General features: G+C 60.2%; 25 protein-coding genes. 10 read left to right on the top strand and 15 right to left on the bottom strand.

The features are described 5' to 3' along the window. Nucleotides 1-316 precede the first annotated feature (316 nt). Genes infB through rimP form a run of 4 tightly spaced genes read right to left on the bottom strand, consistent with a single transcriptional unit; the run spans nt 317 to nt 5697 of the window. The gene (gene infB / locus FQ320_RS16790) at nt 317-2818 is read right to left on the bottom strand and encodes a translation initiation factor IF-2 (protein WP_148474286.1); all 2502 of its coding nucleotides are present in this window, start codon (nt 2816-2818) and stop codon (nt 317-319) included. Further along, nucleotides 2815-3462, bottom strand: coding sequence for an RNA-binding protein (locus FQ320_RS16795; RefSeq protein WP_148474288.1), 648 nt, complete (start codon nt 3460-3462; stop codon nt 2815-2817). Before FQ320_RS16795 ends, infB begins: the two co-directional genes overlap by 4 nt. Before the next feature lie 6 nt (nt 3463-3468). Then, nucleotides 3469-5088: a transcription termination factor NusA gene (nusA, locus tag FQ320_RS16800; protein WP_148474290.1), complete on the bottom strand. Its 1620-nt coding sequence runs from the start codon at nt 5086-5088 to the stop codon at nt 3469-3471. 3 nt (nt 5089-5091) lie between these two features. Then, nucleotides 5092-5697: a ribosome maturation factor RimP gene (gene rimP / locus FQ320_RS16805; RefSeq protein WP_148474292.1), complete on the bottom strand. Its 606-nt coding sequence runs from the start codon at nt 5695-5697 to the stop codon at nt 5092-5094. 355 nt (nt 5698-6052) lie between these two features. On the opposite strand from rimP, the gene FQ320_RS16810 reads away from it, so the two are divergent. From FQ320_RS16810 to FQ320_RS16835, 6 genes are all read left to right on the top strand, one after another. After that, nucleotides 6053-7753 (top strand): ATP-binding protein, encoded by a 1701-nt coding sequence (locus tag FQ320_RS16810; protein ID WP_148474294.1) that lies wholly within the window; start codon nt 6053-6055, stop codon nt 7751-7753. Between the two features lie 85 nt (nt 7754-7838). Continuing rightward, entirely contained in the window at nt 7839-8675 is an 837-nt protein-coding gene (locus tag FQ320_RS16815) for an NAD(P)-dependent oxidoreductase (RefSeq protein WP_148474296.1), read from the top strand. Between the two features lie 3 nt (nt 8676-8678). Then, entirely contained in the window at nt 8679-9572 is an 894-nt protein-coding gene (locus tag FQ320_RS16820; protein WP_148474298.1) for a sugar kinase, read from the top strand. A gap of 384 nt (nt 9573-9956) precedes the next feature. Next, a complete protein-coding gene (locus tag FQ320_RS16825) occupies nt 9957-10991 on the top strand; it encodes a TRAP transporter substrate-binding protein (protein WP_148474300.1) in 1035 nt (344 codons plus the stop codon). Between the two features lie 51 nt (nt 10992-11042). After that, nucleotides 11043-11549 carry a TRAP transporter small permease gene (locus FQ320_RS16830; protein WP_255509559.1) on the top strand — a complete coding sequence of 169 codons (507 nt, stop codon included), beginning with the start codon at nt 11043-11045 and terminating at the stop codon, nt 11547-11549. Then, a complete protein-coding gene (locus FQ320_RS16835; protein ID WP_148474302.1) occupies nt 11546-12868 on the top strand; it encodes a TRAP transporter large permease in 1323 nt (440 codons plus the stop codon). The genes FQ320_RS16830 and FQ320_RS16835 overlap by 4 nt, the downstream gene beginning before the upstream one ends. Before the next feature lie 90 nt (nt 12869-12958). On the opposite strand, the gene FQ320_RS16840 is transcribed toward FQ320_RS16835, so the two are convergent. The 5 genes from FQ320_RS16840 to pip form a co-directional block, all read right to left on the bottom strand. Then, a complete protein-coding gene (locus FQ320_RS16840; protein ID WP_148474304.1) occupies nt 12959-14503 on the bottom strand; it encodes an ABC transporter substrate-binding protein in 1545 nt (514 codons plus the stop codon). Between the two features lie 84 nt (nt 14504-14587). Then, nucleotides 14588-16231, bottom strand: a complete 1644-nt coding sequence (locus FQ320_RS16845; RefSeq protein WP_148474306.1) for an ABC transporter ATP-binding protein — start codon at nt 16229-16231, stop codon at nt 14588-14590. Beyond that, nucleotides 16228-17397 carry an ABC transporter permease gene (locus FQ320_RS16850; protein WP_148474308.1) on the bottom strand — a complete coding sequence of 390 codons (1170 nt, stop codon included), beginning with the start codon at nt 17395-17397 and terminating at the stop codon, nt 16228-16230. The genes FQ320_RS16845 and FQ320_RS16850 overlap by 4 nt, the downstream gene beginning before the upstream one ends. Continuing rightward, on the bottom strand, nt 17394-18386 hold the full coding sequence (locus FQ320_RS16855; protein WP_148474310.1) for an ABC transporter permease: 993 nt from the start codon (nt 18384-18386) through the stop codon (nt 17394-17396). Before FQ320_RS16855 ends, FQ320_RS16850 begins: the two co-directional genes overlap by 4 nt. An 81-nt stretch (nt 18387-18467) precedes the next feature. Then, entirely contained in the window at nt 18468-19439 is a 972-nt protein-coding gene (pip, locus tag FQ320_RS16860) for a prolyl aminopeptidase (protein ID WP_148474312.1), read from the bottom strand. 81 nt (nt 19440-19520) lie between these two features. Between pip and ubiG the strand changes: the two genes are divergently transcribed. Beyond that, nucleotides 19521-20270: a bifunctional 2-polyprenyl-6-hydroxyphenol methylase/3-demethylubiquinol 3-O-methyltransferase UbiG gene (gene ubiG / locus FQ320_RS16865; RefSeq protein ID WP_148474314.1), complete on the top strand. Its 750-nt coding sequence runs from the start codon at nt 19521-19523 to the stop codon at nt 20268-20270. Between the two features lie 13 nt (nt 20271-20283). Here ubiG and grxC read toward each other — a convergent pair whose 3' ends face one another. Together grxC and FQ320_RS16875 are read right to left on the bottom strand one after the other, a co-directional pair. Then, entirely contained in the window at nt 20284-20541 is a 258-nt protein-coding gene (gene grxC, locus FQ320_RS16870) for a glutaredoxin 3 (RefSeq protein ID WP_148474315.1), read from the bottom strand. Nucleotides 20542-20574: 33 nt separating this feature from the next. Beyond that, on the bottom strand, nt 20575-21291 hold the full coding sequence (locus FQ320_RS16875; protein WP_148474439.1) for a ComF family protein: 717 nt from the start codon (nt 21289-21291) through the stop codon (nt 20575-20577). A 28-nt stretch (nt 21292-21319) separates the two neighbouring features. Between FQ320_RS16875 and FQ320_RS16880 the strand changes: the two genes are divergently transcribed. Together FQ320_RS16880 and hemH are read left to right on the top strand one after the other, a co-directional pair. Further along, nucleotides 21320-22162 carry a methyltransferase domain-containing protein gene (locus FQ320_RS16880; RefSeq protein WP_148474317.1) on the top strand — a complete coding sequence of 281 codons (843 nt, stop codon included), beginning with the start codon at nt 21320-21322 and terminating at the stop codon, nt 22160-22162. 58 nt (nt 22163-22220) lie between these two features. Beyond that, nucleotides 22221-23318: a ferrochelatase gene (gene hemH / locus FQ320_RS16885; protein WP_255509560.1), complete on the top strand. Its 1098-nt coding sequence runs from the start codon at nt 22221-22223 to the stop codon at nt 23316-23318. A gap of 74 nt (nt 23319-23392) precedes the next feature. Here the strand turns inward: hemH and FQ320_RS16890 are convergent, their stop codons facing one another. Both FQ320_RS16890 and FQ320_RS16895 read right to left on the bottom strand, forming a co-directional pair. Beyond that, entirely contained in the window at nt 23393-23575 is a 183-nt protein-coding gene (locus FQ320_RS16890) for a hypothetical protein (RefSeq protein ID WP_148474319.1), read from the bottom strand. 149 nt (nt 23576-23724) lie between these two features. Then, complete coding sequence (locus tag FQ320_RS16895) at nt 23725-24324, bottom strand: L,D-transpeptidase (protein WP_148474321.1); 600 nt, start codon at nt 24322-24324, stop codon at nt 23725-23727. Nucleotides 24325-24496: 172 nt separating this feature from the next. On the opposite strand from FQ320_RS16895, the gene FQ320_RS16900 reads away from it, so the two are divergent. Beyond that, nucleotides 24497-25009, top strand: a complete 513-nt coding sequence (locus FQ320_RS16900; protein ID WP_148474323.1) for a CAP domain-containing protein — start codon at nt 24497-24499, stop codon at nt 25007-25009. Between the two features lie 42 nt (nt 25010-25051). Here the strand turns inward: FQ320_RS16900 and FQ320_RS16905 are convergent, their stop codons facing one another. After that, nucleotides 25052-25558: a murein L,D-transpeptidase family protein gene (locus tag FQ320_RS16905; RefSeq protein WP_148474325.1), complete on the bottom strand. Its 507-nt coding sequence runs from the start codon at nt 25556-25558 to the stop codon at nt 25052-25054. Between the two features lie 89 nt (nt 25559-25647). Then, nucleotides 25648-26433: an ion transporter gene (locus FQ320_RS16910; protein WP_148474327.1), complete on the bottom strand. Its 786-nt coding sequence runs from the start codon at nt 26431-26433 to the stop codon at nt 25648-25650. Between the last annotated feature and the right edge of the window lies 1 nt (nt 26434).

Genomic DNA, 26434 nt, shown 5'->3' on the forward strand with positions numbered 1-26434 from the left:
GAAATTGGCCGAAAAGGGTGACGGTCGGCGCCCCATGTGATTCGACGATATCCTTCTCACCAGTGTCGGACATAGCCAGGCACATCCGGTCGAGTTCCCGATTCGGCTGGTGGTTTTGGCGATCAACCCGGCGTCGATAAGGCCTGCGCGTGCCAGCCTCGGGCCCACGACATCCCAAACTATCGCATCAGTGAAAGACCGGCGTTCTGACCGCTATCCAACAAAAAATCCCCGGCAGATCTATCTCTGCCGGGGATTAAATTTTTTTGAAACGCGCAGGCCTCTCTTCGGGCCCTGCTTTTCCGTATCGCCGTGATCAGCTGAGATTACGCTCAACTTCCTCGCGCTCGAAGATCTCGATGACATCGCCGGGGCGAACGTCGTCGTATTTCTCGAACGCCATACCGCATTCCTGACCCGACTGAACCTCGGGCACTTCGTCCTTGAAGCGCTTCAGCGTCTTCAGTGTGCCCTCGTGAATAACCGTGTTGTCGCGCAGCAGACGGACACCGGCGCTGCGACGTGCAACACCTTCGGTCACCAGACACCCGGCAACATTGCCCACGTTCGACACTTTGAACACTTCGCGAATTTCCGCATAGCCGATGAAGTTTTCGCGCACCTCGGCCGACAGAAGACCGCTGGCCGCAGCCGTTACATCATCCACAAGGTCATAGATCACCGAATAATACCGGATCTCCACACCCTTCTGGCTGGCGGCATTCCGCGCCGGAGCATTGGCACGGACGTTGAAGCCAATCACAGGCGCACCGCTGGCCTCGGCCAGACCGATGTCGGATTCCGTGATCGCGCCGACGCCATAGTGCAATACACGCACACGGACCTCGTCGTTGCCGATCTTCTCCAACGCCTGAACAATGGCCTCGGCAGAACCCTGAACGTCGGCTTTCAGCAGGATGTGCAGCTCGGCGACTTCCTGATCGGCCTTGGCTTTCGCCATCATCTGTTCCAGCGTGGTCGCGGCACCTGCCGCTGCGCGCTTGTCCTTGGATGCATGGGCACGGTATTCGGCGATTTCACGCGCCTGCGCCTCGGTATCCACGACGTTCAGAACATCGCCTGCCTCGGGTGTGCCATTCAGGCCCAGAACCTCGACCGGAACCGACGGACCGGCCTCGTTCACGCGTTCGCCCTTGTCGTTGATCAGAGCGCGCACCTTGCCCCACTGCTCGCCGACGACAAAGATATCGCCGCGCTTCAGGGTGCCGTTTTGCACCAGAACGGTTGCGACCGGGCCGCGACCGACGTCAAGCTGTGCCTCGATCACCGCACCCATGGCGGCGCGATCGGGATTCGCCTTCAGATCCAGCAATTCCGCCTGAAGCGCAATCGCCTCAAGCAGGCTGTCCATGCCCTGACCGGTCAGCGCCGACACTTCGACGTCAAGAACATCGCCGGACATCTTTTCAACCACGACTTCGTGGTTCAGCAGATCGGTGCGGACTTTGGTTGGATTGGCCGCGGGGCGGTCGATCTTGTTGATCGCCACGATCATCGGCACATTGGCGGCCTTGGCGTGATGGATCGCCTCGATCGTCTGGGGCATCACGGCGTCATCCGCCGCAACGACCAGAACCACAATGTCGGTCACCTGCGCGCCACGGGCCCGCATCGATGTGAACGCGGCGTGACCCGGTGTATCCAGGAACGTCAGGTTCGTACCTGCCTCTGTGGTCACCTGATAGGCGCCGATATGCTGAGTGATCCCGCCGGCTTCGCCCGAAACGACCTTGGCCTTGCGGATTGCATCAAGAAGAGAGGTCTTGCCGTGGTCGACGTGGCCCATGACCGTGATGATCGGCGCACGTGGTTTCAGGTCTTTCGGATCGTCTGCGACCTGATCGATCACTTGCTCAACGTCAGAATCAGACACTCGCACAACCTTATGGCCAAATTCTTCGATGACCAGTTCGGCCAAATCGGCGTCGATCACCTGATTCTGCGTCGCCATGACGCCTTCTTTCATCAGGAACTTCACGACGTCGGCCACACGCTCGGCCATACGAACGGCCAGCTCCTGCACAGTGATTGCCTCGGGGAGGTTCACGTTGCGCACGATCTTCTCCCGCTCGACCTGTTGACCCATCGCCTTTTGACGCGCACGGTCTTGCTTGCGCTTCATCTGTGCCATGGAGCGTTGACGGCCGCCTTCGCCACCGGTCAGCGCTTGGTTCAACGTCAGTTTGCCCGACCGGCGCGAATCTTCACGGGTCTTGGCATTCTTGGCATTTCGATCGGTTTCGCGATCATCAACCTTGCGCGGAGCAACCGAAGATTTTCCGCGTGGCGAATCGGCTGTTTGCGCCTCAAGGTCGGCGGGCGTTGCGGCGGGGGCAACAGGCGCGTTGGCACGGGCCTTGATTGCGGCCTCTTCGCGTTTGCGACGCTCTTCTTCCTCGGCCTTTGCCTTCAGCGCTTCTTCACGCTCGCGCTCTTCGCGCTCTTTGGCATCGATTTCCGCACGGCGACGCTCACGCTCTTCGGCGCGGGCTTTTTCGTCGGCTTCACGCTGAGCGGTTTCCTCGGCCTCACGGGCGCGGGCGGCGGCAAGCGCCTTCATCCGGCGCTCGAGTTCGGCATCCGTAATTCCGGCCGGCCGCTTGGATGGATCTCCACCCCTGGCAGAGGATCCTCCGCCGCCGGGTTTTGTCGCTACGGGCTTTGGCACCACGACGCGCTTGCGCTTGGTTTCGACCACGACACTTTTGGTCCGTCCGTGGCTGAAGCTCTGCTTCACCTGCCCCGACCGTGGACCGCCCATAAGGCCGAGTGTCTTTTTACCGTCACTATCGCTCATGTGGTCTTTTTCACCTTTCCGGTGGACGCTCCACCGACATTTGTCTGCTCACCGGCATCTCGAACGCCCGAAAGCCGCACGGCGTCCTCGCGAAATCGATCAGCAAGTGCCCCGGCGGCGAGCGCCGCATGTATCACATGTTCCCGACCGAATGCCAAACCGATTTCTGGCGCGGTCAAAATATCGAAAAACGACCCCCGTCCGCCGGGCGGTCGCAACTTGGACTTTCCCCGTGGGGACCCGTCCGAGGCTTGTATCAGGATGGATACTTGTTCTTTACCCAGCCAATCCTTGACCTTTTCAAATCCGGCGATCGCCCGGCCCGCCTTGCGCGCCATCGACAACCGGTCCGTCACCCGCTTCAGCAACGCGGCATCAACATCCGCAATCAGCGTGTCAGGCACCGTCACCTGCTGTTTCGCAGCGCGCGAGAACAGCTTTTTCTGCACCGCCATTTCCAGCGCTGCACGTTCTGCCGAAACCCACATGCCCCGCCCCGGCAACTTTTCCGAGACGTCGCAATACACCGTGTTATCCGGCCCCACGACAAAGCGGATCAGACCCCGCTTTGGGTGGATATCCCCGGTCGCAATACACTTGCGCTCGGGATCGTCATGGACCTTTTCGCGACCTCCGCGGGACATCAGGGACTATACCCCGGTCTCGGCGTCGGCATCTTCGACTGGCTCTTCTTCCGCCTTGGACTCGAGTTCGGCGGGATCAACCCAACCCAGCTGAATCCGGGCAGTCATAACCATAGTTTGCGCCTCTTCCAGAGAAACGTCAAACTTCTCAAGCACGCCGTCGTCCTTGACACGCTCGCCGTCCACCGTGGTCCAGCCGCCGGCCAGTTCCCAGTCGGCGCAGGTGGCGAAATCTTCCAGCGTCATCACGCCATCTTCTGCCAGTGCAACGATCATCTGGGGAGTCAGGCCATCAAAGTCAACCAGACTGTCCTGAACACCCAGCGCGCGACCCTTTTCCAGAGCCTTGCGATTTTGTTCGTCCAGATAGTCCTTGGCCCGCGCCTGAAGCTCCTGAGCGGTGGATTCATCGACGCCTTCGATCACCAGCAGCTCATTCGCTTCGACATAGGCGACTTCTTCCAGATTGGTAAAGCCTTCCGACACCAGAAGCTGAGCAAAGAATTCATCCAGGTCCAGCGTGTCCATGAACAGCTTGGTCCGTTCTTCGAATTCCGCCTGACGACGCGAGCTTTCCTGCTCTTCGGTCATGATATCGATGTCGAGGCCGGTCAGCTGCGACGCAAGCCGCACGTTCTGTCCACGCCGTCCGATGGCCAGCGAAAGCTGCTCGTCGGGCACGACGACTTCGATCCGGCCGGTTTCTTCGTCCAGCACCACCTTCGACACTTCGGCCGGCTGCAGCGCGTTGACAAGGAATGTCGGCATGTCTTCGTTCCAGGGGATGATGTCGATCTTCTCGCCCTGAAGTTCGTTCACCACGGCCTGAACCCGGCTGCCGCGCATACCAACGCAGGCACCCACCGGATCGATGGAGCTGTCATAGGAAATCACGGCGATCTTGGCGCGCGAACCCGGGTCACGGGCGACGGCCTTGATCTCGATGATACCATCATAGATCTCGGGCACTTCCATCTTGAACAGCTCGGCCATGAACTGCGGATCGGTGCGGCTGAGGAAAATCTGTGGGCCACGAACCTCGCGGCGCACGTCCTTGATATAGCAGCGCACGCGGTCGTTCGGGCGATAGCTTTCGCGCCCGATCTTGTCGTTGCGGCGCAGGATGCCTTCGCCCCGACCGATATCGACGATGACGTTGCCGTATTCCTCGCGTTTGACGACACCGTTGATGATGGTGCCTGCACGATCCTTGAATTCTTCGAACTGACGATCACGCTCGGCTTCGCGCACCTTTTGCAGGATCACCTGCTTGGCGCTTTGCGCGGCGATGCGGCCCATTTCGACCGGCGGCACTTCTTCGGTCAGCTCGTCACCGACGGAAGGATCGGCCATAAACTGTTTCGCCTGTTCGACGGTCAGTTCGGACTGATAGTTCTCAAGCAATTCATCCTCGACCACCGTGCGCACGCGGGTAAACGCGGCGCGACCGGTTTTACGGTCGATATGGACGCGGATGTCCATTTCGCTGCCATAGCGGGACTTTGCGGCACGGGCGAGCGATTCTTCCATCGCCTCGATCACCAGAATCGGGTCGATCATTTTTTCGCGGGCCACCGCCTCGGCGGTCTGCAACAGTTCCAGCTGGTTGGCGGATGTGATTGCCATCGCTCAATTCTCCCTCGGGGGCGTGTTGCCCTTTTCGTCTTCGTCTTCATCGTCCAACACGGTTTCAACCGCATCAAACTGTGTCTCGTCGATCAATCCGGCATCCTTGCGGCTGCGCAGGACGTCGCGGATCAGGTCTTCGGTCAGAACCAGCTTTGCATCCGACAACCAGTCAAATTGCAGCCCGATAGTGCCTTCTTCGATCTCGATCAGCACTTCAGAGCCTTCGACACCGGCCAGAATACCCTTGAACCGGCGGCGACCGTCGATCAGCTCATCGGTTTCAAGCTTGACCTCATAACCTTCCCAGGTCTGGAAATCCTTGAGCCGGGTCAGCGGGCGGTCAATGCCGGGGCTGGAAACCTCAAGCGAATAGGCCTCATCGATCAGATCTTCGACATCCAGATGGGCCGATATCGCTGTGGATATCTGGCCGCATTCGTCCACTTCGATGCCACCATTGGGGCGTTCGGCCATGATCTGAACCGTGGGGGTCTTGCCGCCCATGTAACGGACGCGCACCAGTTCGAATCCCAGCCCCTCGATCACGGGGCCGAAAACCGCGGCAAGGCGGCGGTCGATGTTGGATTTCGCAATCATTTCGGACATGTCCGGGCCTCGGGGTTCGGTGTGGAATCGGGTTTGGCGTTCGGGTCTGGCGGCTGGGCACAAAAAAACGGGCGCGCGGCCCGTCACAAGTTCCGGTGGGGCCTTCGGGTTTGGACCCCGACGCACCGCTGATGAACGACCACATACAGACACATTGATCCCGGTTCAAGGCCAAAACGCGCAGTTTCCTCCGCCAGCGCCGCGCCGGAGCGGAATCCGGCCAAGGCGAAATTCGCGCCCGAGCGAAGTCCGAACTTTTTTGGGCCAATGATCCGGCCAAAGTTCGGGCCAAAGTTCGGAAAAGATTAACCCCGCCGGGCCAGTATACCGCCGGGCTGACCGGGAAAGGGATGGCGTGCCGTCAAACAGCTATCTGCGCGCGATGCGGCGTCAAAATGAAATGACGGTTCAGGAAATGCCTGCGCGGATCGTGACGGTCTGTCTGGCGATTCTTGTGGGATCGGTGTTTGTCCCCTCATGGGTGGCTCTGACGCTTGCATGGGCCTACCCGTTTGCTGAATACTATGCGCTGGTGACAGTTCGCTATCTTGAGAAACGCTATGACCGGCGGGTCCATATATTGAATATGCTGCTGGACGTGTCGATTTCCATCGGGGTCGACCTGATCGCATTTCTCGCCTGGCAAGACGGATCACCCGCCGCAAGAATGTTCGCGTTCAGCATATTTGTCGGGATGCTGATCCATGTTCTGCTGGTGCGTCGGTTTCTGCTGCTCAGCGCATTGTGTCCGGGTGGTCCGCTGTTGATTTTCGTCCTGATGGTTGTGGTGCCCATTTTGGTGTCCGACACATCGCAGTTTGAAATCGCCATGGGGCTGGTGATGACGGGGGTTGCGACACTCTATGTGGTGTTGGCGATCCTCGATATGAACAAGGTGCAGACCCTGTTGGTGCGCGCCCTTTATCATGCGGAAAGCGCGAACCGCGCGAAATCCCGTTTCGTGGCCGCGATGAGCCATGAGATTCGCACCCCGCTCAACGGTATTCTTGGCATTGCCCAACTGGCACAGGACGAAGCGCGCGACGACACCGCACGCGACCGTGCGCGCATCCTGTTTGATTCAGCGTTGTCGCTGAAATCATTGATGGATGACGTGCTGGATCACGCCAAGATCGAAGCGGGGCGTATGGATGTAAAGCCCGTTTCCGCCGAAATCGGGGCGGTCGCATCGGGGGTCATCGCCCTGTTCGCAGATCTGGCGCGGGACAAGGGGCTTTCGCTCGGCCTGACCGTCGATCCCGACCTGCCGCCGCGACTGATGATTGATCCACAGCGGATCAGGCAGGTGATGACCAACCTGATCTCGAACGCGTTGAAATTCACCGATTCAGGTCATGTATGGATGACGGTCGGTAGCACTGGCCCGCCGGACGCCCGGGTTTTGCAGATCATCGTTACCGACACCGGCTCTGGTATGGATGCTGTGGCGCTTGGGCGGCTGTTCCGATCGTTCAGCCAGGTCGATCCGGACGGCGCGCGGGCGGCCTCGGGCACCGGGCTGGGCCTTGCCATATCGCACTCGCTTGTCACGCTGATGGGCGGCACGATCACCGTCCGCTCGACCCCGGGACAGGGCAGCGCGTTTGAAACGCTGATCCCGCTGATCGTCGCCGACTCCGACACCTTATCCAAACCAACACCGGGCGGGTCGCAATCGTTCGACGGGCTGCACGCTCTTGTGGTCGACGACAACCGGGCGAATCGGGTGATCGCCACGGCTTTGCTTGGCCGCTTGGGGGTAAAATCGCAGCAGGCCGACAGCGGAGCGGCGGCACTGGAGCGGTTGGTCGCGGAGCAGTTCGATTTCCTGCTGCTCGACATGCACATGCCCGGCCTTGACGGACGGCAAACACTGGACCGGCTGCGTGTCGGTCACGGCGATGGCGGGTCCGTCCCGGTGATTGCTTTGACCGCCGACGCCGCGCCGGAAGACCGCGAACGTTTCCTGCGGGCAGGATTTGACGGATACCTGTCAAAGCCGCTGGAACGGGACAGGCTGGTGGCCGAACTCGCGCGGGTGCTGAAACCGCGCTGATGGCCGGGTGGTGCGGCGGATGCTGGCGGTGCTTTCGACGGAATGCTAGGGTCGTGGCAACACACCACCCGAGGAGAAACTGCCGATGAAAAAGATCGTCCTGACCGGGGCCGCCGGGCGGCTGGGGTCGTACCTGCGCGAACCGCTGAGCAAGATTTGCGATTCGCTGGTCAGTTCAGATATCGCGGAAGACATCGGCACCCTGTATCCGGGCGAATCCTTTGTGCGCGCTGATCTGGCCGACTTCGATGCGATCCACGCTTTGCTGGAAGGCGCTGACATGGTGGTGCATTTCGGTGCCATCGTCGACGAAGCCCCGTTTGAAGAGCTGCTTGGCCCGAACTTTATCGGCGCCTACAACATTTGGGAATCCGCCAGCCGCCATGGGGTGCGCCGGGTGGTTTATGCCAGTTCGATCCATGCGGTGGGGATGTACCCCAAGACAGAATTCATCGGCACCGACGTGCCGCACCGGCCCGACACCTTCTATGGTCTGGCGAAATGTTTCGCCGAGGATCTGGGGCGGATGTACTGGGAAAAGCGCGGCCTGGAATCTGTTCACCTGCGCATCCTGTCCTGTGCTCAGGTGAACAATGCCCGGGCTCTGGGGTCGTGGCTGTCCTATGACGACCTGATTCAGCTGGTGCAGCGCGCCATCGACACGCCGGTCACCGGATTCACGGTGATTTATGGCGTCAGCGACAACGACCGCGCGCCGGTCGACAATTCCGCCGCCGCGTTCCTCGGGTACCGTCCGAAAGACAACGCCGAACAGTTCGCGGAACAGGTGTTGGCTGAAACCACCCCGCAAGACCCGGCCGATCCGGGCCATATGTGCCATGGCGGACCTTTCGCCGCCGTCGATCTGGGCAACAGCGGATTGGCGCAGATGACCATCGTCAATGATCGCAAGAAGGTCTGAGCCATGACACTCAACATAGTATGCCTTGGCGAAGCGATGGCCGAGATCAGCAGCGATCAAAGTGGTTTTCGCGTCGGCTTTGCGGGTGACACGCTGAATACCGCGATCTATCTGCAACGCGCATTGGGCGACGCCGGGCAGGTACAATACCTGACCCGTGTCGGGCAGGATCCGCTGTCTAAGGGGCTGATCGATTTTGCCGCCGACGAAGGCATCGGCACCGAGGGAATTACCTGTGATCCCGAGCGGCAGGTGGGCATTTATTCCATCGCCGTCGATGACGCGGGCGAACGCAGTTTCCACTATTGGCGCAATCAGTCCGCCGCGCGGCAAATGTTCACCAGTGACGCGGAACAGGCCGCAATGGACGCGGCCGATGTGATTTATCTGTCCGGCATCAGCATCGCGATCTTGTCGCCCGAAGGCCGCGACCGGCTACTGGCCACATTGGACCGTCTGCGTGCCGCCGGGCGGCGGGTGGCCTTTGATTCGAACTATCGCCCCCGCCTGTGGGAGGATGCAGCGACCGCCCGCGCCACCATGTCGGCCTTTTGGGCGCGGGCGGATATTGCCCTGCCGTCGGTCGACGACGAACAGGCGCTGTTCGGCGATGCTTCGGACGCAGCGGTCATTACGCGGCTAACAGATACCGGAGTTGGCACTGGCGCCCTGAAACGCGGCGCCGACGGACCTTTGCCGATCGGTGCAGCGATGCCCGGCGCCACCTATCTCCGGGCCGAGCGGATCGTCGATTCCACCGCGGCAGGCGACAGCTTCAACGGCGGATTTCTGGCCGAATACCTGATCTCGGACGATCTGGGCCTCGCGATGCTGCGCGGTCATGACATGGCGCGCCGGGTTGTCGGCGTTCGGGGTGCGATTTTGCCCCGTGACTGATGGCGCGGTGCCCGGCATGGACCAAAGGCCCACGGCAAATCGTTGATCGACATGTCCAACAAACCGGCGAGCCAGTTCCTGTTGGTGGCCGGACACGACGCCGTCAGGGTTTTGCCGGCCATCTTGCCCTAAGTCGCCGCCCGTTTCCAAGGCAGACCCCTGATCGGCGAACCGATTCAGGATGAGGTTGAATAGAATTCAGCGGTCAACACCCAAGGAGGAGCATCCGCTCCGGACATCCGAATACCGGCGATGATGCTTGCGCCCTTTCATGTTTGGTCTTGCGGTGTGTCGCTGCAGCGGGACAAATGGGCCATCTGCGTCAACGAACGCAAAAATACTCGCACCGGGGCCGAACCCCGGGTCACACCACGGAGGACTTCCATGAAACGTCGCGCTCTTTTTGGTCTTGCGACCGCCGGTGCACTGGTTTTGGCCGCCGCGCCGTCCTTTGCACAGGACGTTACCCTGCGCTTGCACCAGTTCCTGCCACCGGCCGCGAACCTGCCAAAGAACATGCTGGTGCCATGGGCCGAACGGCTGAAAGAGGCATCGGACGGACGCATTGAAATCCAGATGTTCGATGCGATGGCTCTGGGTGGGGCGCCCAATGCGCTGCTGGATCAGGCGCGCGACGGAGTCGTCGACATCTCGATGACGCTGTCAGGCTATACTCCGGGCCGTTTTCCACGCACCGAAGTGTTCGAACTGCCGTTCATGATGAGCGATCCCGTGGCGACCGCCGTATCCTTTTGGCAGATGATCGAGAGCGATTTTCAGGCCAACGAATATGCCGACGTCAAGGTGCTGAGCGGTTGGGTGCACGGCCCGGGCGTGATCCACACCAAAGATCCGGTGACCCGGTTGGAAGACATGCAGGGCAAGACCCTGCGTGCGCCGACGCGGATCATCACCGATCTGCTGGGCGAGCTTGGCGCGACCGCTGTCGGAATGCCGCTGCCCGCCGTGCCCGAGGCGCTGTCAAAGGGTGTGATCAACGGCACCGTCATCCCTTGGGAAGTGACGCCGGCGATGAAGCTGTCCGAATTGGTCACCAACCATGCCGAATTTGGCGGAACCGAGGCGCTTTACACCGCCACCTTCGTTCTGGTGATGAATCAGGACAGGTTCGATGCGCTGCCCGACGACCTCAAGGCGATCATCGAGGCGGAGAGTGGCGAAAAGCTGGCCCGGTTCGCGGGCGAAGTGATGTTCGAATACGACAAGCCCGCGCGTGATATCGCAGCGGCCGCCGGCAACTCGATCACCACATTGGACGAAACCGAGACGGCACGCTGGAAAGAGGCCGCACAGCCGGTCTATGCCCGCTGGATCGCCGAGATGAACGACAAGGGCATCGACGGTCAGGCCCTGATCGACGAAGCTCGCGCCCACATCGCCGCGAACTCCGGAAAATGACGCGCGGCGCGAGTCCCGCGAGGGGTCGCGCCACCATCTGCCGGGATCTTCATGTTCTATTCAAATCTTGAACGCGCCGCCGGTCTGATGGCCATGGCAATGGCGCTGATCGGCGGTGCGGTTCTGCTGGCTCTGGTCGCGATGACCTGTGTCAGCATCACCGGGCGCGCCCTTGTGCCACTGAACATCGGGTTGGGCCCGGTTCCCGGTGATTTCGAATGGATCGAATTGGGTGTCGGGTTTGCCGTCTTCAGCTTTCTGCCCTGGTGTCAGTTCACCGGCGGCCATGCCAGAGTCGACCTGTTTCAAAACTGGTTCGGCACGCGCGGAAATGCGGCAATCGACATTCTGTCAAACCTGTTGATGACTGCCGCTGCAACGATCATAGCTTGGCGGCTGTATCTCGGGATGGCTGACAAACTGCGCTATGGTGAAACGACGTTCATCCTGCAACTGCCGTTGTGGCAGGCCTATGCCGCCGGGCTGGTCGGGGCTGTGGTGTTTGCGCTGGTCGCTGCGTTCTGTGTGATCCGCGCTGTGGCCGAGGCCCGGGAATGAGCAATTACGAGCTTGCCCTTTGGTCGTTTCCGGCGCTGCTGGTGCTGATCTTCCTGCGCATCCCGATTGCGCTGGCGATGCTGACCGTCGCCTTTGGTGGAACCTATCTGGTGACCGGCGCAACGGGTATGACGCTGAACCAGATGAAAAGCCTGACGTTCAGCACATTTTCAAGCTATTCTCTCTCCATAGTCCCGCTGTTTCTTTTGATGGGTCAGTTCGCCACCCTGTCGGGAATGAGCAGATCTCTGTTCAAAACAGCCGAGGCGTTTTTGGGCCACAGGAAGGGCGGCGTCGCCATGTCGGCCGTCGGGGCCTGTGCCGGGTTCGGGGCGATCTGCGGATCATCCTTGGCCACCGCCGCCACCATGGGGCAGGTCGCCTTGCCCGAGCTGCGCCGCTATGGCTATTCCGGGGCGCTGGCCACCGGGACACTGGCGGCGGGCGGGACGCTGGGTATTCTGATTCCGCCCTCCGTCATTCTGGTGATCTATGCAATTCTGACGGAACAGAACATCGCCAAGCTGTTCGTCGCTGCGATGATACCGGGGTTGCTGGCAGCACTGGGATATATGTGCGCCATCGCGATCTGGGTCCGGATCTCGCCAAACTCGGGCGGGACATTGCCGCGCGTGCCCTGGGGGGCGCGGATGCGCGCATTGGGCAAAGTCTGGCCGGTGCTGACGATCTTTCTTGTGGTGGTCGGCGGCATCTATCTGGGCGTTTTCACCCCGACCGAGGCCGCAGCCGTGGGTGCTGCGGGTACCGGAATAGCGGCGGCTCTGTCCGGCGGGATGAGCTGGGCGAAACTGGTGCAGGCGATTCTGGCGACCGCATCCTCAACCGGCATGATCTTTTTGATCGTTCTGGGCGCGGCACTGTTCAACGGGTTTCTCGCCCTGACGCAACTGCCGCAACACTCGGCAGAATGGGTGGCCGGTCAGGGTTTTTCGCCCTGGTTCATCCTTACAGTGGTTCTGATCATGTATCTGGCGTTTGGCTGTATCATGGACAGTCTGTCGATGATCCTGCTGACCGTTCCGATCATCTTTCCGATCATGTCGGCGCTGGATTTCGGCGTGCCGCCCGCCGAATTCGGGCTGTGGTTCGGCATTCTGGTGCTGATCGTGGTCGAAGTCGGGCTGATCACACCGCCCGTGGGAATGAACCTGTTCGTCATCAATTCGATGGCAAAGGACATTCCCATCGGTCAGACCTTTCGCGGCGTCTTGCCGTTTGTCCTCACTGATATCCTGCGGGTTGCGATTTTGGCCGCGTTTCCCGCGATCACGCTCTGGCTGGTCTGGATCGTCTATTGACCGGGTGAACCGAAAACTCCCCGCGCGGTGGCGGGGAGTTGCATGTCAGGCTTGCGTTTTCATCTGGCCTTTTCGAACGGTCTGCGGCGGTTACGAAAACCACCACCGCTCGGCAATGCGCGACCCGTCCATCTGAAAGTTGTTGCCCAGAGTTTCTCCATGGGCCAACCCCGACGCCGCCGCATCGACAAAGTTGGCATACATCGGGATCACGGTACTGCCGCGTTCCGACAGAATCTGCTGCATTTCGTAATAGATCGTGCGCCGCTTGGCCGAATCCAGCTCTTTGCGACCCTGCAACAGCAACTCCTGAAAACGCGCATCGGTCCAGTGGCTGTCATTCCACGGCACACCGGCCTCGTATGCTGTGGCGAACATCCAGTCCTCGGTCGCGCGGCCCGAGAAATATGCCGCACACCATGGCTGTTTCAGCCAAACATTCGACCAATATCCATCGGCCGGTTCCTGCACCACGTTGATGTCGATACCGGATTTTTTCGCCGATGCCTGATACAACTGCGCGGAATCCACAGCGCCGTTGAACGCAGCATTCGACACTCGCAAATCGACCGTCAGATTTTCCATCCCGGCCTTTTTCAGGTGAAACTTTGCCTTGTCGGGGTCCATTTCGATCTGCGGCAGATCTTTGGCATAATACTGGTTTGCCGGGCCGATGGGGTGGTCGTTGCCGACGGCACCGTGGCCTTGCAGGATCTTGTTGACCAGTTCCTGACGATCCACCGAATATTTCAGCGCCAGCCGCACATCCAGATTGTCGAAGGGCGGAACGTCCATCAACATCGGAAAGGTATTGTGCTGGTTGCCCGTCACTTCGAAAATCTTGATCTTCGGATTGGCCTTCAGCAGCGGCTCGGTCTTGAAGTCGATCCGATTTACCGCGTCGACCTGTCCGGTCAGCAGCGCGTTCATCCGGGCCGAAGAATCGTTGATCGCGATGAATTCAACCTCATCGAACCACCCCGCCTTGCCATCCTTATAGTGGCTTGCCACCCGTTTGCCCACGAAACGCACGCCGGGATCGAAACTGACCACCTCGTACATTCCCGTTCCGATGCCTTTGACAATCGCCTCGTCGATCTGGCCGGCGGGGTACATCAGAAGGTGGTAATCCGACATCAGGAAGGGAAAGTCTGCGTTGCCTTCCTTCAGCACGATCTGAACCTGATGGTCGCCGGTCTTTTTCATCTCGTCGATACTGGCGACGATGGGCTGGGCGGCTGATTTTGCGCCGTCAGCCACGTGCATCGACAGGGATTCCAGCACGTCATCGGCGCCGAATGCCTTGCCGTTGTGAAAGGTCACGCCCTGCCGCAGGGTGAACGTCCAGGTCTTTGCATCCGGCGTGGCCTCCCAGCTTTCGGCCAGTTCGCCGATCAGTTCGCCGGTTGCCGAAACCTCGGTCAGGCAGTCGAACACGCAGCCATGGGCACCGTTGACCATGAAAGCATCGGAATGGGTCCGGCCATCCCAGCTGTCGGATGTGTTGGCGCCATTCAGACCCAGCCGCAGCCGCCCGCCCCTTTTCGCCTGTGCCAGTACTGGAAATCCGGTGGCCGCAAGAACGCCCACAGCCGCACCGCTGCGCAGAAGACCGCGTCGTGAAATCCGTGTCATGTCTTTCTCCCTGTTGCCTTGTGCTGCGGCGGTTCTGTTCCGCCTTCTTGGCGTCCGGATGACCGGACATCTGGCATGATCCTGTCACATCTTATCAGTTGCGCCGTCACCGATGGTATCATTTCCGCGTTCGGCAAGAAGCCGCGTCAGCCAATCAGGGTCCATCTCCGGCACCGACGACAACAACAGGTCGGTATAGGGATGGTGCGGCGGCTGAAACATCCCGGCCTTGCCGCCCTGTTCGACCACGCGTCCGTCCTTCATCACCACCACTTCGTCGGCGATGGCGCGAACCGTCGCCAGATCGTGGGTAATGAACATATAGGTAAGCCCCAGGTCATCCTGCAAGCGTGCCAGCAATTTCAGAATGCCCTCTGCGACCAGTTGATCCAGCGCGCTGGTCACTTCGTCGCAGATGATAAACTTCGGTTCGGCCGCCAGCGCCCGGGCAATGCCGACGCGCTGTTTCTGCCCGCCCGACAATTCCGACGGCAGCCGGTCGATGTATTGCTTCGGCTCAAGCTCGATCTCGTTCAGCAATGCCTCGACCCGGGCGCGTTTTCTGGCGCCTCGGATCCCGCCATAGAATTCAACCGGGCGACCGATGATTTCACCGATTGTCTTGCGCGGATTCAGCGCCGTATCGGCCATCTGATAGATCATCTGCGCCTGACGCAACTGATCCTTGGTGCGCCTGCGATAATCGGCGGGCAAGGACACGCCATCAAATTCGATCGACCCATCCGAGGGTGGCAAGAGCCCGGTGATACAGCGCGCGACAGTGGATTTTCCCGACCCGGATTCACCGACAACGGCAAGGGTGCGCCCGGCGTGGATGTCAAAGCTAACGTCGTGCAGCACGCTGATCTTGCCATAGGAGGCGCTGATGCCGCGCACCCGAACGCTTGGCACGGCAGCCACAGGAATGGCGGGTTTCGCGGGGCGCTGAAAGCTTCGCACGGCCCAAAGCGAACGGGTATACTCCTGCGTCGGCGCTGACAGCATGGTGCGTGTATCGGCCTCTTCGACCTCGTCGCCCTTCAGCAGCACCTTGATCCGGTCAGCCATCTGCGCAACCACGGCAAGATCGTGGGTGATATAGATTGCGGCTGTGCCAAACTGTTCCACGATGTCACGGATCGACGCCAAAACCTCGATCTGGGTCGTGACGTCCAGCGCGGTGGTGGGTTCGTCGAACACGATCAGGTCGGGCCGACATGACATGGCCATCGCCGTCATCGCGCGCTGCAACTGCCCGCCGCTGACCTGATGGGGATAGCGGAATCCGATTTCTTCGGGGTTGGGCAGGCGCAGCTTGGCATAGAGATCCATCGCGTCACGCTGGCTTTGGGCGCGGTCCATGACGTGGTGCTGCGTCGGGCCTTCGGTGTGCTGGTCGATGATCCGGTGCGCCGGATTGAAGCTCGCCGCTGCCGATTGCGCCACATAGGCGATACGCCTGCCCAGCATCGCACGTTTCACAGCCGCCGGGGCGCTGACCAGATCCACGCCGTCGAACGCCACCGATCCAGCCGAAATCCGGCATCCGTCACGGGTGAACCCCATGGCGGCCAGCCCGACAGTGGATTTGCCCGCGCCGGATTCGCCGATCAGGCCCAGCACCTCGCCCTTGTTCAGATCCAGATCGATACCGTTGACGATGGGCATCCAGATCTCATCGCTGCGACCTTCGATCTTCAGACCGCGGATTTTTAGAAGCTGTGTCATTCTTTAAGCCCCGATGACCGGTGCAGCATCCAGTCCACCGTGAAACTCACCGCCACGGTCAACAGAGCGATGGCCCCTGCCGCCATCAATGGCAATGCGGCTGTCAGCGGTGAAAACGCGGCAAAGTTGATGAATTGCGACAGGTCCCGCACCATGGTGCCCCAGTCGGCCAGCGGCGGCTGGATGCCCACGCCGAGAAACGACAGCGATGCGATGGTCAGGAACACGAAACAGAACCGCAGCCCGAATTCGGCCAGCAGAGGCGCCATGGCATTGGGCAGGATTTCGCGAAAGATCAGGTATCCCATCCCTTCGCCGCGAAGCTTCGCCGCCTCGATATAATCCATCACCACTATGTTTCCGCCCACCGCCCGGGCCAGCCGGTAAACCCGGGTCGAATCGATCAGTGCGATAATGAAGATCATGTAAAGCGTCAGCAGCCCCTGCTCTGACCCCGCCCAGGCCGACGCGATCGTCATCAGCAGCAGCGCAAAGATCAGCGACGGAATCGCCATCAGCACGTCAACCATCCGGCTGAGCAACTGATCCAGCCAGCCCCCCAGCGTCGCCGCCAGAAACCCCAGAGTCCCGCCCAGAAGAAACGCCAACAGCGTCGTTGCAAAGGCGATGCCAACCGTATTTTGCGCGCCGAAGATCAGCCGACTCAGCAGGTCGCGCCCGATCTGGTCGGTGCCCAGAGGAAACGCCGGATCGCCGCCAAATTCCGGATTGCCACCGGGCAGGATATTGACCCGGGCAAAAATCTCTTCTTGTCCGTGGGGTGCGATGGACCCGGCAAAGATCGCCACGACAGCATAGAGCAGAATTGTCAGGATGCCGAAACTGGCGGTCAGCGGCATCGCCCGGAACAGGCGCTTTGTGGCAGCCGTGCCCAGATACCGCCCCAGCAGCCGAAACAGAAATGCCATGACAGCGAACAGAATGAACCCCTGCACCGCCCAGCGGAAGAAAACGGCGCCATCGACAAAGAAATACAGCCGCACCGCCCAGAACAACAAGAACACCGCCAGCATCCAGCCAAAGGCAGATGTCATCCCCATGTCGCGAAACGCGGGCCGCCCGGACATTCGGCCAAAAAAGCGAAAAACCCATGCTGCAAGCAGCAACCCGGCAATTGTTGCCGCAAGGCCGGTCAGAACGATCATCGGGGATGCCTCAGCCGGGGATTCGACAGAATCGACATCAGATCCGCCATCAGGTTCAGTAGGATATAGGCGGCGGCAAAGATCAGACAGCAGGCCTGTACCACCGGAATATCCCGGTTCTTGACCGAATCAACAAACAACTGCCCGATGCCGGGATAGACAAACACCACCTCAACCACCACGACACCAGTGATCAGATAGGCCAGATTCAGCGCGATCACGTTGATGATCGGCGCCAGCGCATTGGGCAGCGCATGACGCAGAATCACCCGCATCGGCGACAGCCCCTTGAGCCGCGCCATTTCGATATATGGGCTGGCCAACAGGTTAATAATCGCCGCACGGGTCATGCGCATCATATGTGCAGTCACCACCAGCGTCAGGGTCAGCGCGGGCAACAGAGTCCGTTCCAGCCTCTCGCCCAAGCCCATATCGGAATAAATGTTGGACAGGGACGGCAGCAACGGATTCAGCACCGCCAGAAACAGGATCAGGATATAAGCCAGAAAGAACTCCGGCGACGAAATCGACGATAGGGTGGCGATATTCACCACCCGATCAAAAACCGAATTCCGATACAGCGCGGCAAGAATCCCAAGGGCCAGCGAGACTGGCACGGCGATCGCCGCAGTCACCCCGGCCAGAAACATGGTGTTGGCAAACCGTGGCGCAATCTGTCCCATAACGCTGGATTGCCCCGACGTGGTGCCGGTGAAGCTGGTGAAATTTGCCTGTGCGAAACTTCTGCCCAGATCGCCCTGAATGACCCCTGCCAGCCATTGAAAATACCGAATGACCGGCGGCTGATCCAACCCCAGATCGCGACGGATTGATGCCACGGCTTCAGGCGTGGCACCTTGCCCCAGAATCGCCTGCGCAAAATCCCCGGGCAACATGTTGACGGCCGTGAAAATTACGACCGAAACCACAAAAAGTGTCAGCAGACCCAGAAACAGCCGGTGCAATACAATGCGTGTCAGGCTTTTCATTGACCGCCAGAGTAGTGAAAGCTGGTGCCGCGTGTAAAGCCCCTTGGCATCGCCCCCGAGTCACCGGCGACGACGCGGAATTCAATCCGGCCTCAGCCCGTCCATCGTCTGGACCAATGCGCGACTGATCCCCGGTTCTGACAGCGCGTGTCCGGCGCGCGGTATCATGATCAGGCGCGATCCCGGCCATGCCCGGTGCAGCCCGTATGCCGATGCGGGCGGGCAGATCATGTCATACCGGCCCTGCACGATTGTGCCCGGCACATTTTTTAACCGGCCGATATCGCTCAGGATCTGGCCGTCACGTTCCAGAAATCCGGCATTGGTGAAATAGTGGTTCTCCAACCGGGCAAAGGCACGGGCATACTCCCCCGGACTTTCGCCGCCGGGACCGTCGTTGTCGATACTGGCCAGCGTATTTTCCCAGGCGGTCCAGGCACGTGCATGACGGGTTTCGACCTGCAAATCGCCGGAAAACAGCCGCCGGTGATAGGCTGCGATCAGATCGTGACGCTCATCTTCGGGAATCAGATCGGTGAACCGTGACCAGACATCGGGCCAGAACTGACCCGCGCCACCGCCATAGAACCACTGCAATTCCGCCTGCGTCATCGTGAACACACCGCGCAGCACCAGATGCGCCACCCGTTCGGGATGCGTTTCGCCATAGATCAGCGCCAGCGTCGCACCCCAGCTTCCGCCAAACACGATGAACTTGTCGACGGCCAGTGCCTTTCGGATCCGTTCGATATCGGCGACCAGATGCCATGTGGTGTTCGCCTCGACAGAGGCATGCGGGCGCGAACGACCACAGCCGCGCTGATCGAACAACACGATGCGATACACTGACGGGTCGAAATATCGCCGCATTGACGGCGAACAGCCCCCGCCGGGGCCGCCATGCAGCACGATCACCGGAATTCCGTCACGCGCCCCGCATTGCTCGACATAAATGCGATGACCATCTCCCACCTCCAGCATCCGCTGATCGAACGGATCGACCGGCGGATACAAAAACTGGGCTGCGTTCTTTTGACCAGAGACCTTATCCATGACAGTCCTATATATGGTGCAAACCCGCCCCGCCACGGTATCGTCGCGAAAAGGGGCCCGCCAACGCAAAAAGGTCCGCCCATGTCCAGCGCCGCCATAAACACCGTCGATGACAGCGAAATCGCGAAATTTGAGGCGATGGCAGCCGAATGGTGGGATCCGAACGGAAAATTCAAGCCGCTACACATGCTGAATCCCTGCCGGCTGGATTATATCACCGCGCAGATCGCTGCGGAATTTGGCTGCGACCTGAAGACGCAGGCGCCGTTCGCCGGGCTGCGAATCCTCGATATCGGCTGCGGTGGCGGGTTGTTGTCTGAACCCATGGCGCGGCTGGGGGCCGATGTGGTGGGCGCCGACGCTGCCGAACGCAACATTCCGGTTGCGCAGCTGCACGCCGAACAGTCGGGCCTGACCATCGATTACCGCCATACCACGGCCGAGGCACTGGCCGAAGCGGGCGAACAGTTTGACGCCGTGCTGAACATGGAAGTCGTCGAACACGTCGCCGATCCGCTGATCTATCTGACGGCCTGCCGCCAGCTTATGAAACCCGGCGGATTGATGGTCTGTTCAACGCTGAACCGGAACCCCAAAAGCTTTGCCATGGCGATTCTCGGGGCGGAATGGGTGATGCGCTGGCTGCCAAAGGGCACCCACGACTGGTCGAAATTCATCACTCCCGACGAATTGTTCGACCTGCTGCGCCGCGCGGGGCTCGATCCGGTGGACAAGACCGGTTTTGTCTTCAATCCGTTGTCATGGAACTGGAGCCTGTCCGACCGCGATCTGAGCTGCAATTACACCACAACCAGCGTGAAACCGGCCTGAGCCGGCGCGCCTGTCAGGCCGCCAGCATGGGGTCGAGTTTGCCAGCCCGCTCCAGCGCATTCAATTCGTCGAAACCGCCCACATGCTGACCGTCGATGAAAATCTGCGGCACTGTGCGGCGGCCATTGGCACGCTGCATCATCGCCTGTTTCTGCGCCGCATCGCGGGACACATCGATCTCGGCAAAGCCGGCACCCTTAGTTGTCAGCAGCCGCTTGGCCGCGTGGCAGAATCCGCAAGTCGGCGAGGTATAGATTTCGACAGTGGCCATGGTGCATTCTCCTTATCCGGTTTGATGCAATACCTAGGCATCCTTGGCCACCCTTGCCAGTGTGACAATATCAACGCTCTGCGCACCCGCCGCGAGACAGACCTCGGCGCAGGCGGCCAGGGTCGCGCCGGTGGTCATCACGTCGTCCACCAGCAGAATATGCCGCCCATCCAGCAAGGCACCGTATTTCGCATGCGGGCGGATCGACCCTGCGACATTGGCGAACCGCTGTTCGGGGGATTTACCATCCTGGAGATCGGTACGCCGTGTCCGCGCCAACGCCCGGGTCGACACCTGCAATCGCGCCGCAGCGCCCAGCGCGGTCGCGAGCAGCGCCGCCTGATTGAACCGCCGCTTCAACATCCGAAGCCAATGAATGGGCACCGGAACGACCAATGTGTCGGGCCGGATCACCGGCGCCGCCGCACGGGCCATCCAACCGGCCGCCGGACGCGCGATGTCGTGCCGGTCGCCATGTTTCAGCGCCAGCACCAACCGCCGCCCGCGATCACGGTACAGCATAACCGACCGCCCCCGCCCCCATGGCCTCTCAAGCGTCAGGCAGTCGTCACAATGCTCGGCCCGGTCAGACTCCTGCCCCATCAGTGGCGTGCCGCAACTGTCGCAAACAAGGCCCGAGATGAACGGCGTGTCGCGCCAGCAACTGCCGCACAGCCCGCCCCCTTGTTCGACCAGCACATCGCAAGAAACGCATTGGTGGGGATAGATAAGGCTCAGCGCACTTTGCATTCTGGTCATTCGCGCTTAACTCCCTCCCATGAGCACACCGCCCCGCCTGACCGACCGCACTGCCCTAACCCTGCACCGACAACGCGCAACACGCGATCCGGCGGCGTTTCTCCATGACGAAGCCATCGCGCAGGTGCAGGAGAGACTGGAAGAGGTTAACAGGACGTTTACCAGCCCGGCGATTATCACCGGTCATCCGCAATTATGGGCCAATGCCATTCCGGGCGCCCGGATTGTTGCCGATAACGAAACGACCGACCTTTTGCCGCTGGCGCACGATCTGGTGATTCACGCGATGGCGCTGCACTGGGCCGATGATCCGGTGGGGCAACTGGTGCAGGCGCGGCGGGCGTTGCGGCCAGATGGGCTGCTGATTGCGGTCCTGTTCGGCGGTCAGACCCTGAACGAACTGCGCGCAGCGCTGGCCGAAGCCGAGATCGCGGTGCGCGGTGGTCTTTCGCCCCGGATCGCACCCATGGGCGAAATCCGTGATCTGGGTGCACTTTTGCAACGGGCGGGTTTCGCGCTGCCGGTGGCGGATTCGACACCTCTGCGCGTTACCTATGCCACGCCGCTGCACCTGATGCGCGATCTGCGGGCGATGGGCGAAACCAACGCCCTGCTGGCGCGTGACCGTCGACCCGCCCCCCGCGCGCTGTTTACTCAGGCCGCCACCCTGTATGCAGCGGGTTTTCCTGCCGAAGACGGGCGCATTCGGGCGACTTTCGATCTGGTGTTCCTGACCGGATGGGCGCCTGACGACAGCCAACCGAAGGCGCTGCGCCCGGGATCCGCGAAAGGCCGGCTGGCCGAGGCTTTGGGTGTGACGGAGACCGGGCTGCACGATGACGTGACGTCGCACCGCGATTGACCCCCGGGCAAAACCCGTTATCTCAAGCCTTTGATCACCATGAATGACGGGGCCGAACATGCCAGAGACGAAATCAATGGACGAAACGCCCCTTTTCACGGCCACAGATGCGGTGTGCCCGGCCCATGCGCCGGTGGACCACCCAAAAATACCGCCCGAAAAGATCGGTGTGCTGCTGGCCAACCTCGGTACACCGGACGGTTATGACTATTGGTCGATGCGCCGTTATCTGAATGAATTCCTGTCTGACAAGCGCGTGATCGATTATTCACGCTGGCTTTGGCAGCCGCTGTTACAACTGGTCATCCTGACGAAACGCCCGTTTACCTCGGGCGCGAACTATAAGCTGATCTGGAACAACGAGGCGGATGAAAGCCCCCTTGCCACCATCACCAAGGCACAGACAGCCGGGATCGCCGCCACGATGCAGGCGCGTTTTGGCGACGATGTGATGGTTGATTACTGCATGCGCTATGGCAACCCGTCGACGGCATCACGGCTGCGGCGCCTGATTGATGCCGGGTGCCAGAAGATCCTGTTCTTCCCGCTTTATCCGCAATACGCAGCGCCGACGACGGCCACGGCGAACGACCAGATGTTCCGCGCGTTGATGGCTGAAAAATGGCAGCCCTCTGTACGCACGGTTCCTGCCTATTTCGAAGAGCCGGGCTATATCGATGCATTGGCCCAATCGGTCGCGCGGGCCTATGACGCCATGGAGGAAAAGCCCGACATTCTGGTGGCGACATATCACGGTCTGCCGAAACGCTATCTTCTTGAGGGCGACCCCTATCACTGCCACTGCCAAAAAACCACGCGGCTGCTGAAAGAGCGGCTTGGTTGGGCGGATGACCAGATCATCACGACATTTCAGTCGCGATTCGGCTCTGAGGAATGGCTTCAGCCCTATACGGTGGAAGAGGTCGCGCGACTGGCGCGGGCCGGCAAAAGGCGGATCGCAGTCATATCGCCCGCGTTTTCGGCTGATTGCATTGAGACGCTGGAAGAGATCAACGGGGAAATCCGCGAAAGTTTCGAACATGCGGGCGGTGAAGAATTCACCTATATCCCCTGTCTGAACGATGATGCGGCGCATCTGAACGTCCTGTCGGACGTGATCGAACGAAACCTGAAGGGCTGGATCAACCGGGAATGAGCCCGGGATTTACCCATGAAAAAAGGCGGCCAGAGCAGTCTGGCCGCCTTTTTGTTGTCGTATCGCAAAAGCGATCAGTCGGATGCGGCAACAGCCACAATCACGGCCAAAAGCAGAAGCGGAATCACGATGCCGCCGGAAGAAGACGTGGTTTCTTCGACGATGATCGCGGGCTCCAGGATCGGAGCGGCCAGGCCGCCGGCGAATGCGCCGGTTGCGGCAACCGAAAGTGCGGCTGCGAGTGCAAGTTTCTTCATTGTATCCTCCAGTATCCGCCTGCCGCCGAGGGTTATTGAGGACGGCAACAGGCACCCAAGACTGTACCTCGTACAAATGTTTAAGCAGCAAAGGCACGCCGATGCAAATGACTGATCATGCCATAAGGCCCTGCACGCGCTGAATTTCGTCAAATAAGCAACACTTGTGTGCCGTTGGAGGTCATTCCAAACAGCTGGGCGATATGCTCGTTGTAAAGACCAATGCAGCCGTTCGATGATCTGCGACCGATTTTGCGCGTGTCATGGGTGCCGTGAATCCGGTAATATGTCCAGCTCAGATACAGTGCATGCGTTCCCAGCGGATTATCCGGGCCCGCGGGGACAAAGTCGGGCCATTCGGGATTGCGCTTTTTCATCGAAGGGGTCGGACGCCATTCGGGGCCCTCGACCTTTCGCACGACGCTTGTGCGCCCGAGACGCGTCAAATCGTCAGTCAGAGGTACCGATGTCGGGAACAGTTTGTAAGTCGCTTCGTCTGCTGTCCAGAAATGCAGGGCGCGCGAATCGATATCCACCAGAATGGCACCACCGGCGAGCGATTTGAAATACGGGCGCCAATCCAGCATTCGAAAACTCGACGCATTGCGGCGTGCGGTGCTGGCCGGGGGAAGATATTCGGTGCTGCCGCTTTGCTGGGCCAGCGCTGGCGTGGCCAGAACGGCCGAGACGGCTGCGGAGTTGGCCAGAAAATTCCGGCGGGTCAGTGTCGGTTTGGTGAACATAGCCATGTCAAACCTTCAGATTGATAAAAGATGTGTGAATACTCTGAAATATATCCTGAGTCGGCCCACGTCGCAAATCACTCTGGCGCGAACATGCTCGCCGTCCGATCGTTGGGGTTTGAACCGGCACACGTTTGCCTATAAACGAGGTCAGCAAACCCAGCCGGATGAACCCACGATGACGCGTCGCATTGCTATTTTGTTTTCCCTCATGTTGGGGCTGGCCGCCTGCGCCACACCCGCCCCGCCGACCCTTGGCACCGACGGCAAGCCGCTGTCCCGGGTCTATCATATCAACGCGTCGGATACGGCCGAGATCCAATTTCGACTGTTGGATTCGGTCAATGCGCTGCGTACGGCGTCGGGCGGGGTGCCGCTGCAGCTGAACGCGGAACTGACCGCCGCCGCCGCCACCCATTCGCGCGACATGGCGGTACAGAACCGGCCCTGGCATTTCGGATCGGACGGATCGTCGCCACTGGATCGGGTGCGCCGTGTCGGATACACCGGAACGCTGCTGGGTGAAAATATCTCCGAGAGTTTCGAGACCGAGATCGAAACCCTGGGCGCCTGGGCGAGCGAACCGTCGACACGCGACATCATGACCGACTCGCGGGCGCGGAGCCTGGGCTTTGCCTGGTATCAGGAAGATTCAGGCAAAATCTGGTGGACGATGATCACCGGAACCTGATCGCCGGACTGTGATCAGAACCTTTTGATCACCGCCGACAGTTCAGGCGGTGATCACGATCGGGGTGCCGGTTTTCACCATCGCATAGACATCTTCGACCTCACGGTCGCTGATCGAAATGCAGCCCCATGTCCAATCCGGCTTGCGGTTCTTCTTGAGGTTATAAAACGGGCCGCGCCCGTGGATAAAGATGTCGCCCCCCGGGCTTTTGCCCATTTGCGACGCCAGGAAACGATCCTGCTCGTTGGGATAGGATATGCCCAGCGACAGGTGGAACCGGCTTTCCGGATTGCGGCGGTCGATGAAATAAACGCCTTCGGGCGTCCTGCCGTCGCCTTCCACCTGTTTGTGGCCGGCAGGTGCGAATCCCAGATCGAATTTATATTTCTTCAGCTGCCGGTTGCCGTTCATCAGATACATCTGACGCTGGCCCTTGTTGACGACGACCTGCGTCACCTCGGGGCCGTTATAACGACGGAATTTCGAGCTGGCACAGGCGCTGAGCGCGGCCAGTGCCGAAAAAAGAAAGAATCGACGGTTCAAAGTCATGATCTGCCTACTGCTGCTACTGCTCGGGTGTTTTCTTTCACCATAGCGGATTCGCTCGCGCCCCGGAACAGGATATCGTGCCCCCTCGGTCACGGTTTCGCGTCTGTGTCGCCTTTCAGCCGCGACTCGATCGCGATCAGACGGATCAGCACCTCGTCGCGGTAAGTGTCGGTTCGTTCATTGCTCTCTGAGGCGTGGGCATCCTGCATCGAGTTCACGATCAGACCAACCAAAAGATTGACCACCGCAAAGGTGGTCACAACGATGAACGGAACAAAGAACATCCAGGCATAGGGATAGGTCTCCATCACCGGCCGCACGATCCCCATGGACCAGGATTCAAGCGTCATGATCTGGAACAGCGTATAGGCTGACAGACCGATATCGCCGAACCAGTCGGGAAAGCTCTGGCCGAACAGTTTCGTCGACATCACCGCACCGATGTAGAAAATCACGCTCATCAACACAAAGACCGAGGCCATTCCAGGCAGCGCGCTCACGAATCCTTCGACGACACGGCGCAGGCTGGGCGCGACCGACAGCACCCGGAACAGCCGCAATATCCGCAGGGCGCGCAGAACGGTCAGCGATTGCGCCCCCGGAACCAGCGCCACGCCGACGATGACGAAATCAAAGATGTTCCAGCCCCTGCGCCAGAATCGCGCGCCATGGGCCAGCATCTTGGCCAGAAGTTCGACCACAAAAATCGCCAGACAAAGCGAATCGAGCGCCGGAATCAGCGGCCCCGTCATATCCATGACAGTGTCCGAGGTTTCCAGCCCCAAAAGCACCGCATTGAACAGGATCACGCCAAGGATGAAATTCGTGACAGAAGGTTGATCCAGCCAGCACGCCAGTCTTTCGCGAAATCCCATC

It is taken from the genome of Oceaniovalibus sp. ACAM 378 (assembly GCF_008085915.1).
GTDB lineage: Bacteria > Pseudomonadota > Alphaproteobacteria > Rhodobacterales > Rhodobacteraceae > Oceaniglobus.